Origin of the sequence: Streptomyces sp. NPDC056738, assembly GCF_042790435.1 — a bacterium.
GTDB lineage: Bacteria > Actinomycetota > Actinomycetes > Streptomycetales > Streptomycetaceae > Streptomyces.
In genome coordinates this window covers 134,088-149,881 of the sequence record NZ_JBHTZF010000012.1, presented here as the reverse complement: position 1 = coordinate 149,881, position 15,794 = coordinate 134,088, and the positions used below count along the sequence as shown (strand labels likewise).

General features: G+C 72.0%; 12 protein-coding genes and 1 tRNA gene. 4 read left to right on the top strand and 9 right to left on the bottom strand.

Annotated elements, in window-relative coordinates; genetic code table 11:
- Positions 1-148: 148 nt before the first annotated feature.
- Positions 149-505 (top strand): SsgA family sporulation/cell division regulator, encoded by a 357-nt coding sequence (locus ACFRIC_RS29125; RefSeq protein WP_382791642.1) that lies wholly within the window; start codon positions 149-151, stop codon positions 503-505.
- Positions 506-724: 219 nt separating this feature from the next.
- On the opposite strand, the gene ACFRIC_RS29120 is transcribed toward ACFRIC_RS29125, so the two are convergent.
- A complete protein-coding gene (locus tag ACFRIC_RS29120) occupies positions 725-2,941 on the bottom strand; it encodes an MMPL family transporter (RefSeq protein ID WP_382791640.1) in 2,217 nt (738 codons plus the stop codon).
- A 154-nt stretch (positions 2,942-3,095) separates the two neighbouring features.
- Complete coding sequence (locus tag ACFRIC_RS29115) at positions 3,096-3,686, bottom strand: TetR/AcrR family transcriptional regulator (RefSeq protein WP_382791637.1); 591 nt, start codon at positions 3,684-3,686, stop codon at positions 3,096-3,098.
- 273 nt (positions 3,687-3,959) lie between these two features.
- Here ACFRIC_RS29115 and ACFRIC_RS29110 point away from each other — a divergent pair, with 273 nt between their 5' ends.
- Complete coding sequence (locus tag ACFRIC_RS29110; protein WP_382791634.1) at positions 3,960-7,529, top strand: S41 family peptidase; 3,570 nt, start codon at positions 3,960-3,962, stop codon at positions 7,527-7,529.
- Between the two features lie 255 nt (positions 7,530-7,784).
- On the opposite strand, the gene ACFRIC_RS29105 is transcribed toward ACFRIC_RS29110, so the two are convergent.
- The 4 genes from ACFRIC_RS29105 to ACFRIC_RS29090 form a co-directional block, all read right to left on the bottom strand.
- Entirely contained in the window at positions 7,785-8,003 is a 219-nt protein-coding gene (locus tag ACFRIC_RS29105) for a hypothetical protein (protein ID WP_382791632.1), read from the bottom strand.
- 223 nt (positions 8,004-8,226) lie between these two features.
- Positions 8,227-9,111 carry an SDR family oxidoreductase gene (locus ACFRIC_RS29100; protein WP_382791629.1) on the bottom strand — a complete coding sequence of 295 codons (885 nt, stop codon included), beginning with the start codon at positions 9,109-9,111 and terminating at the stop codon, positions 8,227-8,229.
- Positions 9,108-10,055 carry an alpha/beta fold hydrolase gene (locus tag ACFRIC_RS29095; protein WP_382791626.1) on the bottom strand — a complete coding sequence of 316 codons (948 nt, stop codon included), beginning with the start codon at positions 10,053-10,055 and terminating at the stop codon, positions 9,108-9,110. The genes ACFRIC_RS29100 and ACFRIC_RS29095 overlap by 4 nt, the downstream gene beginning before the upstream one ends.
- On the bottom strand, positions 10,052-11,608 hold the full coding sequence (locus ACFRIC_RS29090) for a flavin-containing monooxygenase (RefSeq protein WP_382791623.1): 1,557 nt from the start codon (positions 11,606-11,608) through the stop codon (positions 10,052-10,054). Before ACFRIC_RS29090 ends, ACFRIC_RS29095 begins: the two co-directional genes overlap by 4 nt.
- Before the next feature lie 425 nt (positions 11,609-12,033).
- Between ACFRIC_RS29090 and ACFRIC_RS29085 the strand changes: the two genes are divergently transcribed.
- On the top strand, positions 12,034-12,735 hold the full coding sequence (locus tag ACFRIC_RS29085; RefSeq protein WP_382792068.1) for a MerR family transcriptional regulator: 702 nt from the start codon (positions 12,034-12,036) through the stop codon (positions 12,733-12,735).
- Here the strand turns inward: ACFRIC_RS29085 and ACFRIC_RS29080 are convergent.
- Positions 12,723-13,526 carry an exodeoxyribonuclease III gene (locus ACFRIC_RS29080; protein WP_382791621.1) on the bottom strand — a complete coding sequence of 268 codons (804 nt, stop codon included), beginning with the start codon at positions 13,524-13,526 and terminating at the stop codon, positions 12,723-12,725. The genes ACFRIC_RS29085 and ACFRIC_RS29080 overlap by 13 nt on opposite strands.
- A 115-nt stretch (positions 13,527-13,641) precedes the next feature.
- Here ACFRIC_RS29080 and ACFRIC_RS29075 point away from each other — a divergent pair, with 115 nt between their 5' ends.
- Positions 13,642-14,118 (top strand): GNAT family N-acetyltransferase, encoded by a 477-nt coding sequence (locus ACFRIC_RS29075; RefSeq protein ID WP_382791618.1) that lies wholly within the window; start codon positions 13,642-13,644, stop codon positions 14,116-14,118.
- A 185-nt stretch (positions 14,119-14,303) separates the two neighbouring features.
- Here ACFRIC_RS29075 and ACFRIC_RS29070 read toward each other — a convergent pair.
- Positions 14,304-14,377, bottom strand: a tRNA-Ala gene (locus ACFRIC_RS29070).
- A 97-nt stretch (positions 14,378-14,474) separates the two neighbouring features.
- Positions 14,475-15,746, bottom strand: coding sequence for a gephyrin-like molybdotransferase receptor GlpR (glpR, locus tag ACFRIC_RS29065; RefSeq protein ID WP_382791615.1), 1,272 nt, complete (start codon positions 15,744-15,746; stop codon positions 14,475-14,477).
- Positions 15,747-15,794 lie beyond the last annotated feature (48 nt).

Sequence of the window (15,794 nt, the reverse complement as noted above, 5' to 3'; positions counted from 1 at the left end):
GCACACATGCAAGCGCCGTGGCCGGGCAGGCGTCCTCTGAGGGAGGGTCACGGACGGCCGGAGAGCGGTTTCCGCGAGATGTGCGACATTGGAATGGTGACGGAATTCACATCTTCCACATAGGTGACGCAGCGTAAGGAGTCGGTTCATGCACGCCGTCGAACAGTACGCCCGCGCTCATATCGTGACGGACACCGCCGACTCCCTCGACGACGAACACCGGGCCGTCCCGGTGGCCCTCCGGTACGACCCGGAGGCGGACCCCCGCCTGGTCTGCGTCACGCTGCCCGGCCCGCACGAGTGGACCTTCGAGCGCGAGCTCCTGGAACGCGGTCTGCGTGTCCCGGTCGACAGCGGCGAGGTCCGGATCTGGCCGTGCGGCCGGGTCCAGGCAGTCCTGGAGTTCCACTCGGATCACGGGGTGGCGGTCGTGCAGCTCGACACGAAGGCGCTCATGCGGTTCCTCCGCCGTACGTACATGGCCGCCACGCCCGTGGCGCACTGAGGAACGCCGCATACGCGAGAGACCTCGCCGAGGCGTCGGCGAGGTCTCTCGTGTGAACGGTCCGGCCGGTCACGGCGGGAGCCGAGTCCGGGCTCCGCGGGAGCCGAGTCCGGGCTCCGCGGGAGCCGAGTCCGGGCTCCGCGGGAGCCGAGTCCGGGCTCCGCGCGAACCGAGGCCGCGCTCGCGGGAGCCGGGGCCTGGCTGCGCGCGGGCCGCGGGTCAGACGCCGACCAGCTCCTTGTCGTGGTCCCCGTCGCGCGGCTTCTCGTCGAGCGCCCGCAGGCCCTCGCCCTCGACATCGACGTTCGGCAGCACGCGGTCGAGCCACTTCGGCAGCCACCAGACCCGCTTGCCGAGCAGCGCGAGCACCGCCGGCACGAGGGCCATCCGGACGACGAACGCGTCGAAGAAGACGGCGATGGCGAGACCGAAGCCGATCATCTTGATCATCGACTCGCTGGAGCCGATGAACCCGGAGAACACGGCGATCATGATGACGGCGGCGGCCGTGACGACGCGGGCGCCGTGCTTGAACCCGGTGACGATCGCCTGACCGGGCTTCTCACCGTGGACGAAGGCCTCCCGCATGCGCGTCACGAGGAACACCTCGTAGTCCATGGCGAGACCGAAGACCACGCCCACCATGAAGATCGGCATCATCGACATGATCGGGCCGGTCTCCTCGACGCCCATCAGGCCGGACAGCCAGCCCCACTGGAACACCGCGACGACCGCGCCGAGGGCCGCCGTCACGCTGAGCAGGAAGCCGAGGGCCGCCTTCAGCGGGACGAGGATCGAGCGGAAGACCACGATCAGCAGCAGGAAGGCGAGGCCGACCACGAGCGCGAGATACGGGATCAGCGCGTCGTTGAGCTTCTGCGAGAAGTCGATGTTCATGGCCGTGGAGCCGGTGACGAGGACGGTCGCGTCCGTCTCGGACGTGATGTCGGCACCCGTGCCGCGGATCTTGTGGACCAGGTCCTCGGTCGTGACGGAGGACGGCTTCGAGTCGGGGATCACCGTGATCATCGCGGTGTCCCCGGCCTTGTTGGGGGCCGCCGGGCTCACGCTCACGACACCCTTCATGTCCTTGATCTCGTCGTGGACCGTGCTGAACGCCGTCTTGGGCGCGTCGCTGGCCTTCGCGTCGACGACGACCATCAGCGGGCCGTTGAAGCCGGGCCCGAAGCCGTCCGAGAGCAGGTCGTAGGCGCGGCGCTGGGTGGTGGACACCGGCTGCGAGCCGTCGTCGGGCAGGCCGAGCTGGAGCGAGGCGGCCGGGACCGCGGCGGCACCGAGGCCGACCACGCCGAGCAGCAGCACCGCGAGCGGGCGGCGGACGACGAAGCTCGCCCAGCGCGTGCCCATGTTGGGCCTGCCCTGCTTCTTGGCGGCACGGCCGCCGCCGAGCAGCTTGCTCTTCTGGCCGGCCGGCTGGACCCGGCGGCCCGCGTAGCCGAGCAGCGCGGGGATCAACGTCAGGGCGATGAGGACCGCGAGGGCGACGGTGCCCGCCGCGGCGACACCCATCTTCGTGAGCATCGGGATGTTGACGACCGACAGCCCGACCAGCGCGATCACGACGGTCAGTCCGGCGAAGACCACGGCCGAGCCCGCCGTGCCGACCGCCCGTCCGGCCGCCTCCTCACGTTCGCGGCCCTCGGCCAGTTCGGCCCGGTAGCGCGAGACGATGAAGAGGGCGTAGTCGATGCCGACCGCCAGGCCGATCATCATCGCGAGGGTGGAGGTGGTGGACCCGAGGTCGAGCGCGCTGGCGAGCGCGGTGATCGTCGAGACGCCGATGCCGACACCGATCAGCGCGGTCAGCAGCGGGAGTCCGGCCGCGATCAGGGAACCGAAGGTGATGACGAGGACGACCGCGGCGATCGCGATGCCGATGACCTCGCTGGAACCGGTCTCGGGCGTCGCCTGGAGCGCGTCACCGCCCACCTCGACGGTCAGCCCGGAGTGCCGGGCGTCCTCGGCGGCCGCCTTCAGGGCGTCCTTCGAGGCGTCCTTCAGCTCCATGCCGGAGACCTCGTACTTCACCGAGGCGTAGGCGATCGAGCCGTCCTTGCTCACGGCGTGGGCCTTGAACGGGTCGGTGACGGAGGTGACCTCGGAACCGGTGCCGAGCACCTTGACGGCCTTCTTGACCGCCGCCTTGTTGTCCTTGTCCGCCATCTTCTCGCCGGCGGGCGCCTTGAAGACGACCCGCGCGGTCGCCCCGTCGGCGCTCATTCCGGGGAAGCGGCTCTCCAGCAGGTCGAAGGCCTTCTGCGCCTCGGTGCCGGGGATCGAGAAGGAGGACGATCCCGCGACGGGCGCGGAGGCGGCGCCGACGCCCGCGAGGGTCAGCAGCGCCACCCATATCAGGGCGGCGAAATGCCGACGCCGGAAGGCGAGTCGGCCGAGTTTGTAGAGGAACGTGGCCACGAGGGCGTACTCCCGGTCAGGTCGTGGAAGGGCAGGGGCTGGTGTGATCACCCGAGTGGGGGCAGGGGGGATCAGCCCGACGACGTGAGCGGCGCGTCAGGTGCGACTGCAGGGATCTGCAGTAAAGGGGTGGTACGGAATCGGGTGCGGGACGTCAGGCGCCGAGAGCGGGGAGGACCACGGCGTCGATGTAGGAATGCAGGAAGGCCTGCGTCGGTGGGAGCTCGTCGATCATGGTGCGGGCGGCGAAGGCACCGATGAGCATGTGCATCACGTACTCCATCGCCGGGTTGTCCGCACGGATCTCACCTCGGTCGACACCGCGCTGGAGCACCTTGCGCAGCTCTTCCATCTCCGGCTCGATCAGCCATTCCCGGAACGCCTTCAGCAGATCCGGGTTCCCGTGCGCCGCCATGGCCAGGCCTCGCATCAGCGCGGAGTCCTGCTCCATCTGGCAGTCGTCCTGCCGGAGGGTCAGCGCGTGGAAGTCGCCCCGCAGGCTCCCGGTGTCCATGTCGCCGAACTTCAGCGGCTTCTGGTGCCGCAGGGCCTTCACGACGAGCTCGGCCTTGCCGCCCCACTGGCGGTAGAGGGTGGCCTTGCTGGAACGGGTGCGGGTCGCGACGGCGTCCATGGTGAGGGCGTCGTAGCCGACCTCCCGAAGCAGGTCGAGCACGGCCGTGTACAGCTCGGCCTCACGCTCGGGCGTGATCCGACTGCGACGCGCCGTCGCGGCTTCAGTCATCCCACTCACCTCTCCCGCTTCGAACGACACGGATTCGTATGTCCCTGAAGATACCCCCCGACACCAGCGAAACGAAACCGTTTCGTACGTGTGCTGGGTCACGCCGGGACGAGGCGGGGCGCACGGCCGGGGGCGGGCTGGGTTCGTGCGGGGCGCGTGCGGTCCTGAACGCGCCCCACGCGCCCCTCTCGTACCGCGCCCGCGCCCCCGTCCCACAACGCGCCCCCGGTGCCACGAGTTGCCGGGGCCCCTCCAGCGGAAAAGCATGGGGAGGTGAGCCACGAGTACGAGAACGCGACGACGGACGAGAACTCCCCCGGCTATCTGCGCTTCCCGCACCTGAGCGGCGACCGGCTGTGCTTCGTCACCGAGGACGACCTGTGGCTGGCCCCGCTCGACGGCCGCGGGCGCGCCTGGCGGCTCACCGTCGACCGTACGAAGGTCGGCCACCCCCGCTTCTCCCCCGACGGCCGGCGGATCGCGTACACGAGCTGGCGCAGCCTCGTCCCGGAGATCCACCTGGTGCCGGTGGACGGCGGACCGGGCCGCCGGCTCACGTACTGGGGCAGCGCCGACACCCAGGTGTGCGGCTGGTCCCCCGAGGGCGACATCCTCGCCGTCGCCTCGCACGGCCAGCCCTTCTCCTACTTCACCTGGGCCTACTCCGTCTCCACCGACGGCGACCCCGGCCGCAAACAGCCCTGGGGCCCGGTCTCGGACATCGGCGTCGCCGACATCGCGGGAGAGCGGAAGACCCTGCTGCTCACCGGCACCCCGCCGCACGAACCGGCCGCCTGGAAGCGCTACCGGGGCGGGGCCATGGGCCGCATCTGGCTGCACGGCAGACAACTCGTCGCCGAACTGGGCGGCCACCTCGCCTGCCCGATGTTCGTCGACGGGCGGATCGCGTTCCTCTCCGACCACGAGGGCATCGGCAACCTCTACTCGTGCACGTACGAGGGCTCCGACCTGCGCCGCCACACCGATCACGACGCCTTCTACGCCCGGCACGCCTCCTCGGACGGCACCCGGATCGTCTACCAGTGCGCGGGCGACCTGTGGATCGTCGACAACCTCTCCCCCGAGTCGGTCCCCCGCCGCCTCGACGTCCTGCTGGGCGGTCCGCGCGCGGGACGGCGTACGTACCCGGTGCCGGCCGCGCAGCACGTGGACAGCATCTCCGTGGACGAGACGGGCCGGGCCAGCGCCGTCGTCGTCCGCGGCAGCCTGTACTGGCTCACCCATCGCGACGGGCCCGCGCGCACCATCGCGGACACCCCGGGCGTACGGGTCCGGCTGCCGGAGATGCTCGGCTCGGGCGGCCAGGTCGCCTACGTCACCGACGCGGAGGGCGAGGACGCCGTCGAGATCGCCTACCTGCCCCGCGCGACCGGCGCCCGAGAGCCGCGCCGCCTCGCCTCCGGCCGGTTGGGGCGCGTGCAGGAACTGGTGTCGGACCCGCAGGGCGAACGCCTCGCCATCGCCTCGAACGACGGACGCCTGCTGCTGCTCGACGCCACGGAGGAGCCGGGGGAGGCCGCCGAACTGGGCGGGCTGGAGGACCTCGACGAGGTCGATGAGGTCGATGAGGTCGGAGGGGCCGATGGATCGGGGGCCGCTGGGGAGGGTGATGCGGCCGGGGCGGCGCGAGCCGAGTCCGAGGACGGGGCGGGGGCCGGGACGGAGGCCGGGGACCGGGCCGGGACCGCGGCCACGAAGGCCGGAGAAGGGGAGGGAACAGGGGACGGGGACGCGACAGGGGCCGAGGCGGGATCCGGGGTGGAGGCGGGATCCGGGGTGGAGTCCGGAGGTGTCCCGACGAGCGCGGCGGGTGAGGTCACCGAGCTCATCCGGTCCATCAACGGACCGGTGACGGACCTCGCCTTCTCGCCGGACGGCGCCTGGCTGACCTGGTCCCATCCCGGGATCGGACGTTCCCTGCGGCAGATCAAGATGGCCCGCATAAAGGACCGCCTCGTCGTCGACGTCACCAACGGCCGCTTCGAGGACGAGAACCCGGTGTTCACGCGGGACGGCCGCTACCTCGCCTTCCTGTCCTGGCGCGGCTTCGACCCCGTGTACGACGTGCACACCGGCGACCTGTCCTTCCCCCTCGGCTGCCGCCCCTATCTCGTCCCCCTGTCCTCCGCCACCCCGTCCCCGTTCGCGCTGAACCCCGACGGGCGGCCGGTCGCCGGGGGGCTCGACCCGGTCGAGGACGGGTCAGGCGACGGCACCGCGACGACCGTCGAGCTCGAAGGACTGGAGAGCCGGGTGACGCCCTTCCCGGTCACCGCCTCCAAGTACTCAGCGCTGCGCCCGGTCGCGGGCGGCGGCCTGGTCTGGCTGCGCTGGCCCATCTCCGGAGCGCTGGGCGAGACGTTCGCCAACCCGGACGACACGACCGGCCGGCCGACCCTGGAGTTCTTCAACATCACCAAGGCGAAGAAGTCCGAACTCGTCGACCACCTGGACTGGTTCGCCGTGAGCGGTGACGGGTCCCGGCTGGTCGTCGTCGACGAGGGAGACCTGCGCGCCGTCCCGTCCACCGAGTCCGGCGACAGCGACTCCACCGTCTGGATCGATCTGCGCCGCATCCTGCACGAGGTGAACCCGTGCGCCGAGTGGCGCCAGGCCTACGCGGAGGCCGGCCGCATCATCCGCGCCTACTACTGGGACCCGGACATGTGCGGCATCGACTGGGCCGCCGTCCTGGAGCAGTACCGCCCGCTGGTCGAACGGGTCTCCTCCCCCGACGAGTTCGCGGACCTGCTGCGCGAGGTGCTCGGCGAGCTCGGCACCTCGCACGCGTACGTGAGCCCGGCCCGCCGCAACGAGGGACCGCCCCACTACCAGCGCTGGCAGGGCCTGCTGGGCGCCAACTTCGTCTGCCGTGACGGGAACTGGATGCTCAAGCGCATCCTGCCCGGCGACTCCTCCGACTCCAAGGCACGTTCCCCGCTGGCCGGTGCCGGCATCCGCGAGGGCGCGGTCCTCACCCATGTCGACGGGCGCCCGGTGGACCCGGTCACCGGACCGTATCCGCTGCTCGCGGGCGCGGGCGGCACGACGGTGGAGCTGACCTTCACCCCGGCGGAGGGCGAGGGGCGCTCCCGCCGGGTGGCCGTGGTCCCGCTGATCGACGAACGCCCCCTGCGCTACCAGGACTGGGTGGCCAAACGCCGCCAGGTGGTCCGGGAGTTGAGCGGCGGTCACTGCGGCTATCTGCACATCCCGGACATGGGCGGCTCCGGCTGGGCCCAGTTCAACCGCGATCTGCGGATGGAGGTCTCGCGCCCGGCCCTCATCGTCGACGTGCGGGGCAACGCGGGCGGCCACATCAGCGAGCTCGTCGTCGAGAAGCTGACCCGCACGATTCTCGGCTGGGACCTGACCCGTGACGCCCAGCCGGTGTCGTACGCCTCCAACGCCCCCCGCGGCCCGGTGGTGGCCCTGGCCGACGAGGCGACGTCCTCCGACGGCGACATGATCACCGCGGCCTTCAAACTGCTGAAACTGGGCCCGGTGGTGGGGCAGCGCACCTGGGGCGGCGTCGTCGGCATGACCGGCCGGCACCGCCTCGGCGACGGCACGGTCATCACCGTGCCCATGAACGCCGCCTGGTTCGACGCGTACGGCTGGTCCGTCGAAAACTACGGTGTCGCACCGGACTTGGAGATCCTGCGCACCCCGCTCGACTGGGCGGAGGGCCGCCACGCCCAGTTGGACGACGCCGTACAGCTCTCCCTCGACATGTTGCGCACCCACCCCGCGGCCTCCCCGCCGGACCACTCGGACGTGCCCGACAGACGACGGCCGAAGCTCCCCCCGAGACCGAACTGACCCGCCACCGCCCCGGACCCGGCACCGCCCCTGACCCGACCCTCACCCGCCCGAAGCGGCGCCCGTCCCTTCCCTCGGCTCCACCGAGCGAACCGGCCATCGGCTCCATCGAGCGAACCGGCCCCCGGCTCCACCGAGTCGGGGGCCGAGCCGGTGACCGGCCCGGCCCGAGGGGCACGAGCGCCGGACACGCGGACAGGGCGCCCTCCCGGAGGAGGGCGCCCTGTTCATTCAGGCCGAGCACAGGCACTTCGGTCAGGCGTCGTAGTCCTGGTCGAAGCGGTCCTGGGCCTCTCGGCGAGCACGCTCGGCCTCCGGCATCGCGCCGTCACGGCCGGCCGGGGCACGACGGCTCGCCTCGTCCTGGCGGCCTTCGGGGTGGCGGGCTTCGGGGCGCGTCTTCGTCTTGGCCTGCTGCTTGCCCTGCTGCTTCATCCGCTCGGCCTTGTCCTTGAACTGGTCCTGCATGCTCATGAGATTCACTCCTGTTGCGGGTGAGGGATTCGGCCCTCGATCTCCCCCTGGGAGTGGGGGAGATCCGGGCCTCGACCAGACTGACACGCAGGAACACAGCACGCATTTCGGTCAGTCACTCACCGTGAGACACGCCGGTAGGACGCGTTCCGGAGGCCCGCCGGAACCCCTCGGGAGGCCTCTTGGCGGCTTCCGGGACACCTCCGGGGGCGCCCCGCCCGCCTCAGGGAGCGGTCGACTTCCGCTCCTGCTCGTCGGCCGCGCCGCCCGCCCCGACCAGCCCGGTCCGCACCTCGCCCAGGCGCGGCTCGAACCGCCGCATCTCGCGCTGCCCGACCGAGCCGATGACACCGGGCAGGTATCCCCGGACGCCCTGCATCCCGCGCAGCCACCACTGCGCGTACACATGGCTGGAGCGGCGTTCGATGCCCGCCACGATCCGGTCGACGGCCGGCCCCAGCGGATAGGTCTTGTTGGACGGCCACGGCAGCCTCTGCCGCAACTCCCGCATCACGTCGTCCTGATCGGCCCCGCGCACCATGTCGGTGTCGGTCCAGGACAGATAGCCGACGCCGACACGGACGCCCTTGTGGCCGACCTCGGCGCGCAGGCTGTGCGCGTACGCCTCCACACCCGACTTGGAGGCGCAGTAGGCCGACATCATCGGGGCGGGGGTCATCGCGGCCAGCGAGGCGATCTGCAGCAGATAGCCCCGGCTCGCCGTCAGCGCCGGCAGGAACGCCCGCGCGGTGACGGCCGATCCGATCAGGTTCACCTCGATCACCCGCCGCCAGGCGACGGGGTCGGAGTCCATGAAGGGCCCGCCGCTCGCGACACCGGCGTTCGCGACGACGATGTCCACCTTCCCGAACCGCTGCTCGACCTCCCGGGCCACCCGCGCCATCGCCTCGTGGTCGGTGACGTCGGCGTACCAGTGGTCGCTCTCGCCGGTCAGCCGCTCCGAGACCCGCTTGAGCTCGTCGGCCTCCAGTCCGACCAGCGCGACCTTCGCCCCGCGCGCGGAGAGCTTGCGGGCGAGGAGCTCGCCGACACCGCGCGCCGCCCCCGTGACGACGGCGACCTGCCCTTCCAGGCTCACCTTGCTCATGCGCCCTCCTTGATCTCTGCGACCTGCTCGGCTTCCGCGGACTTCACGGCGTACGTGGCGACGAGTTCCCTGATCCGGGCGGTCACCAGGTCCGGCGCCTCCACCGGGGTCATGTGCCCGAGGCCCGGCAGTTCGGTGCTGCCGACACAGTTGGGCAGCGCCGCCACGAGGGCGCGCGCGTGCACGACCGGCGTCATGCGGTCCACGCTGCCCGCGATCACCGCGGTCGGCACCCTCAACTCCCGCACTCCCGCGTCGAGATCGAGGGTGGAGAGCACGGCCGACCAGGCGTGGCGCACACCCCGCGGACAGGCGTGCACGATCCGCGCACAGGCCTCCACCATCGCGGGCGACGAACCGGGGCCCATGGTCGCGTACTTGAGGATCCGCCGGGCGACGGGCGTGACGGGCCCGAGCGGCGCGCGCGAGCCGAGCACGGCCCCGGTGAGACGGGTCCGCAGCCGTCCGGCGCGCCACGGCAGCACCCGGGACTCCTCCACCAGTCGCGTGCTCCCCGTGCTGCACAGCAGCGCGGCCGCGGCGTGTTCGCGGAAGCGCGGCCGCGCCGAGGCCGCCATCAGCGTCATCCCGCCCATGGAGTGGCCCGCGAGCACGGCCTTCTCGCCCAGCGCGAGGGTGGCGGCGAGCACCGCCTCCAGGTCGTCGGCGAGCGCCTCGGTGCTGCACGCGTCGCTCGCCGGACTGCGTCCGTGTCCGCGCTGGTCGTAGGCGATGACGCGGTGGTCGGCGGCGAGGTCCCGGATCTGGGCCGCCCAGAAGGCGGTCGAGCAGGTCCACCCGTGCGCGAGGACGACGGCGGGCGCGTCCTCGCGGCCGTGCACCTCGACGTGCAGTCGGGCGCCGTCCGCGGAGTGCGCGATCAGTTCCCGCGCCGGTACGGGGGGCGCGTACGTCCCTTGCGCCTCGTGCGTCAGTCGGCTCACGCGCCTGCCTCCACCTTCTTCTCGCGGGTGCTCTTGGTGCGCGGCTCGGGCGCGGCTTCCGGCGCTTCCCCCGGTGCGGGTTCCGCCGTGCGCAGCACGTCGTACTCCCCCAGGTCGACGCGGCGCGTGGCGCCCCGGAACTCGGTCGTCGTGCCGGGCCACACGGTCGTGTTGACGCCGTTGGCGTCCAGGTACCAGCTCGTGCAGCCGCCGGTGTTCCACACCGTGCGCTTCATGCGTTCCTGGACCCGGTGGTTCCAGGCGTCGACGGCGCCGGGGCGGGCGTCGAGTGCCACGCGCCCCCCGAGGACGCCCAGTTGCCGTACGAAGTCCGCCATGTAGTTGAGCTGGGACTCGATCATCAGGATCATCGAGGAGTTCCCGAGACCGGTGTTCGGTCCGATGATCGTCATCCAGTTGGGGAAGCCGGCCGCGGTGGCTCCGCGCAGCGACTTCATGCCGTCCTTCCACGCCTCGGCCAGCGTCCGGCCGTCCGCCCCGACGACCCGATCGGCGATCGGCATGTCGGTGACGTGGAAGCCGGTCCCGAACACGATGGCGTCGACCTCCGCCCTGGTGCCGTCGGCGGCGACGAGCGTGGAGCCGTCGATCTCGGCGAGCCCGGAGGCCACCACGTCCACGTTGGGCCGGGTGAGCGCCGGGTAGTAGGCGTTCGAGAGCAGGATCCGCTTGCAGCCGATCCGGTAGTCGGGCGTCAGCTTCGCGCGCAGCTCCGGGTCCTTGACGGCGCGTGAGATGTTCCGCTTGGCGAGCCGCTCGACCAGGCCGAGTTCGTCGGGCCGCTTGGTGAAGGCCTGCACCTGGAGTTCCCGGATGCCCCAGAGCAGTCCGCGCCGGGCCTGCGCGGTGAAGGGCAGCCGCCGGTGCAGCCACCGCTCGGGGCCGCTGATGGCCCGGTCGACCCGGGGCATCACCCACGGCGGCGTGCGCTGGAACAGTGTCAGCCGGGCGACGTCCGGCTGGATCTCCGGCACGATCTGGATGGCGGAGGCGCCGGTGCCGATCATGGCCACGCGCTTGCCGCGCAGGTCGTAGTCGTGGTCCCAGCGGGCCGAGTGGAACACCTTTCCGGTGAAGGTGCCGATCCCCGGGATCGCGGGGATCTTGGGGTCGGAGAGCGGTCCGGTCGCGGACACCACGACGTCCGCGGTCAGGAAGCCGCTGCTGGTCTCGATGCGCCAGTGGAGCTTGTCGGTGTCCCAGGTCATCATCGTGACCTCGGAGTTGAACCGCAGGTGCGGCCGGAGCCGGAAGACGTCCGCCACGTGCTCCAGGTACGCGCGGATGTGCTCCTGCCCGGAGAAGGTGCGCGGCCATTCGGGGTTGGGCGCGAAGGAGAACGAGTACAGATGCGAGGGGACGTCGCAGGCGCACCCCGGATAGCTGTTGTCGCGCCAGGTGCCGCCGACGCCGCCGGCCCGTTCCAGGACCACGAAGTCGGTGATCCCTTCGCGTCGCAGCCGTACGGCGGCGCCCAGCCCGCCGAACCCGGACCCGATCACCGCCACCCGTACATGCTCGTGCTCGGTCATCCCGACGCCTCCCTGGTCCGCGCGACCCTGCCAGTGAACACTGGCACAATCGGGAGGGTAGGGCAGCTTCGTACTCATGGGTAGGGGTCGCGACCGGGAAAGTTACCGGGGGTACGACGTAGGGTGCGGACGTGGCCGAGGGATCAGGAATGCGCGGAGCGGAGACGCGGACAGAGGGCACGGCAACGCGAAAGCCCGGCGAACACCGCCGGGCCGCGCCGCCCGAACCCCCGAACCCCACCCCCGGCACCGCCCGCCCCACGACGGAGCCCGGCGCAGCCGCCTCCGCACCGGACCCCGGCACCCCCCGCTCCACACCGGACCCCGGCACCACCCACCCCGCGCCGGATCCCACCACTACCCGCTCCACACGGGAGCCCGTCTCCGCCAACTCCGCACCGGAGCCGGGCCGCCGCGAGTACCGCATGGAGGAACTGGCCGAGAAGGCCGGCATCACCGTGCGCACGCTGCGCTTCTACCGGGAGCGCAAGCTCATACCGCCGCCCCGGCGCGAGGGCCGCATCGCCTGGTACGACGACACCCACCTGGCCCGGCTGCGCACCATCTCGGCACTGCTGGAACGCGGCCACACCCTGAACGGCATCGCCGAACTGGCCGAGGCCTTCGACCACGGCCGTGACGTCGGCGAACTGCTCGGGCTCGGCGAGCCCAGCGAGGAGACCCCGGTCCGCCTCTCCCCCGAGGAACTGGCCGACGTCTTCGCGGGCCAGGTGACCGGCGAGAACCTCGCCGCGGCGCTCGACCTCGGCTATCTCGGCACGGACGGCGGCGAGATCGTGCACATCAGCCGCCGCCTCCTCGACGTCTCGGCGGCCCTGGTCCGCGAGGGCATCCCGCTCGCGGACGTCCTGACGGCGGCCCGCCGCGTACGCGAACACACCGAGGCCCTGGCAGAACTCTTCACCACCCTGGTCCTCACCGAGGACCGCACCCCCGACGACCTCCAACGCCTGCGCCCCCTGGCCAAGAGCGTCGTGGAGGCGGAACTGTCGATGGCGATGGACCGCCGGCTACGGGATCACCCGGGCCCGCGGGACCACCGGGACCACCAGGACGGACGGGACCCTCGGCCCGAGGGTCCCGGCGAGGCCGCTCAGAGGTCGTAGACCGCCGTGACCGGCGCGTGGTCGGACCAGCGCTCCCCGTGCGTCGCCGCGCGCTCCACGAACCCCTTGACGGCCTTGCCCGCGAGCCCCGGCGTGGCGACCTGAAGGTCGATCCTCCAGCCTGAGTCGTTGTCGAAGGCCCGCCCCCGGTAAGACCACCAGGTGTACGGCCCCTCCTCGTCCGGGTGCAGGGCGCGTACGACGTCGACATAGCCGCCGTCCTGCGCGTCGAGGACCCGGCCGAGCCACTCGCGCTCCTCCGGGAGGAAGCCGGAGTTCTTCTTGTTGGCGCGCCAGTTCTTGAGGTCGGCCTCCTGGTGGGCGATGTTCCAGTCGCCGCAGACGACGACCTCGCGTCCGTCGGCGGCGGCGCGCACCCGAAGCTCCTTGAGGTGGGCCAGGAACTCGCCCATGAACCGGACCTTCTCGTCCTGCCGGTCGGTCCCGACCTCGCCCGAGGGCAGGTAGAGGCTCGCGACGGTGACACCGGGCAGGTCCGCCTCGACGTACCGTCCGGCGGAGTCGAACTCCTCGGACCCGAAGCCGACGCGGACGCTGTCGGGCTCGCGGCGTGTGTAAAGGGACACACCCGCCCGGCCCTTGGCGGCGGCGGGGGCGTGCACGACGTGCCAGCCCTCCGGCGCGCGCACCTCCTCGGGAAGCTGCCCGGGCTCCGCCCGTACCTCCTGGAGGCACAGCACGTCCGCGGAGGTCGCCGCGAGCCACTCCACGAAACCCTTCTTCGCGGCGGCGCGGAGCCCGTTCACATTCACAGAGGTCACAGTCAGCACCCCGGCACGATACTTAATCCGTGCGGCCGTCCAGAACTCGATCTTTATCGGCGGGGCCGGCCCCGGCATCACCCGTCCACCCATTCGCCTATCGCATAGATGTACGGTATTACGCATGAATTTCCGTCCGGTTCCTTTCGACCACCCCGACGCCCTGAAGCTCAACGACCAGGTTCAGGCCGAATACGCCGTGCGCTACGGCGACGGCGGTGACGCCACGCATCTGGACCCGCGGATGTTCGCCCCGCCGGCCGGCCTCTATCTGATCGCGTACGACGAGCTGGACCGCCCGGTGGCCACGGGCGGCTGGCGCACCCAGGACGAGAACGACGAGGGCTACGCGGACGGGGACGCCGAGCTCAAGCGCATGTACGTGGTCCCCGAGGCCCGCGGTCTCGGCCTCGCCCGGCGGATGCTGGCCGCCCTGGAGGAGGACGCCCGCGCGGCCGGCCGCACCCGCATGGTCCTGGAGACCGGCTCCAAGCAGCCCGAGGCGGTCGCCCTCTACGCGTCGAGCGGCTACGAGCCGTGCGCCAAGTTCGGCTACTACCGCTTCCACGAACTGAGCCTCTGCTACGCCAAGGCCCTCTAGCCACCGGGGCGGTGGCCCTCCGGCGGTGCCCGGACCGGCCGCCGCCCCGGCATCGGCTCCCCCGCGGCCGGACGCCGTCCGAAGGACCGCCAGCCCCGGGGCCACCGGCGGGAGTTGCCGCCGCCTGTTTCCGGACATGGCAAGAGGCCCGCTCCCACGGATGGGAACGGGCCTCTTTGCTGCGGTGGACCTGTGGGGATTTGAACCCCAGACCCCCTCGATGCGAACGAGGTGCGCTACCAGACTGCGCCACAGGCCCTTGCAACGAGTGAAACTCTAGCATCCCGATCGAGGTGCTTGGTAATCCGTTCCTGCCTGGTCAGCCGGACCGCCGCGGGCACCCGTCGCCCCACCCGTCACTCGTTGGCCGCGCGCGGCCGTTCACCGTCCTCGTACTGGTCGAACAGCGGCGTGCGGCCGCGCTCGCGGGCGCGCCGCGCGGACGCGGCCCGGCGGGCGTCGCTGCGGGTGTCGTCCGCCGCCCCTGTGCCCTCGGCACCGTCGGAGAGGTCCTCGTCGGCCGGCTCGGCCTCGTGCGCGCTCGGCTCCACCGCGCTGGAACGCGCGGAGCTCCACGCGTCCGGCGCGCCCAGGTCCACGCTGGACGTCGCCCGCGGCGCGACCGGCGCGGTCACATAGGTCGGCAGCGGAACCGGCACCGGATCCCAGCTCTCGCCCTGCGACGGCCCGCACTGGCGCTCCCGCTGCTGGTCGACCCACTCGGCGTGGTCGGTCTGCTCGACGAGCGCGCGACGGTCGGCGGCGAGGGCCAGGAGGCCGGGGTCGGTGTCGGGCGCGGAGCCCTCCTCCGGTTCGTCCGCCACGGCCTCGGCGGCCGTCCGCCGGCGGGGCTGCCGCTCCCGGAGCCGCTGCGCCGCGGCCTCGGCCCGGCGGCGGTCCATGGTGTAGGTGAAGCGCCGCCGCTCCTTGGCGCGCAGATGCACGATGTACGAGCTCAGCATCACGGCCGGCACGCCGGGTGCCCACAGGAACGCGAGCCCGCCCACGGCCGCGACGACCGCGCCGAGGGTGAAGGCGAGGAAGAGCAGGACCGTCGTACGCCGACGGCGCGCGAGGACCTTGGTGCGCCGGGCCCGCGCCGCGGCCTCCGCCGATGCCGCCCGGCGCGCGCCCGGCGTGGCCTGCGCGGCCTGCTGCGGCGCGGACTTGGCCGCGGGTCTCGGGGCGGGCGGGCCCGCCTGGTGCGGTACGGACCGGGCGGTGCCCGAGGTCTCGTACGCGCCGCTCTCCTTGCCGGTCGCGCGTGCGCCCGGTCCCTGTTCCGCCTGGGCCGGCTCCGGCACCTGCACGCGTTCCTGCACGTGCGGACGGTGCCGGTCCGTCGCCTGGGGCCGGGGCGGGGACACGGCGAAGGCCCGGACGTCCACCGAATCGGTGACGCCGTCCGGGTCGGCGCTGGGCTCCTCCTCCTCGGCGGAGCGTGCGCGCAGGTCCTTGGCGTATCGACGCTCCATGGCCGCCCGTCCGGACAGCAGCCGGATGGCGGTGCTGAAGCGTTCCGTCGGACGGGCTTCGTTCAGCTCGTCCTGCCTACGGAGCCACATCGGCACCAAGTAGGCGGCCCAGGCCCCGACGATGACTGCGTAGATGAGGCCGCTGCTGCTCACGCCTCACACGGTAGAGGGGTTTGTATGAGGCCATCTGCCAATTGCGCC

Coding starts and splice junctions, on each gene's coding strand:
- ACFRIC_RS29125 (WP_382791642.1), top strand. CDS start 149: ATGCACGCCGTCGAACAGTACGCCCGCGCTCATATCGTGACGGACACC.
- ACFRIC_RS29115 (WP_382791637.1), bottom strand. CDS start 3,686: ATGACTGAAGCCGCGACGGCGCGTCGCAGTCGGATCACGCCCGAGCGT.
- ACFRIC_RS29105 (WP_382791632.1), bottom strand. CDS start 8,003: ATGAGCATGCAGGACCAGTTCAAGGACAAGGCCGAGCGGATGAAGCAG.
- ACFRIC_RS29100 (WP_382791629.1), bottom strand. CDS start 9,111: ATGAGCAAGGTGAGCCTGGAAGGGCAGGTCGCCGTCGTCACGGGGGCG.
- ACFRIC_RS29090 (WP_382791623.1), bottom strand. CDS start 11,608: ATGACCGAGCACGAGCATGTACGGGTGGCGGTGATCGGGTCCGGGTTC.
- ACFRIC_RS29085 (WP_382792068.1), top strand. CDS start 12,034: ATGGAGGAACTGGCCGAGAAGGCCGGCATCACCGTGCGCACGCTGCGC.
- ACFRIC_RS29075 (WP_382791618.1), top strand. CDS start 13,642: ATGAATTTCCGTCCGGTTCCTTTCGACCACCCCGACGCCCTGAAGCTC.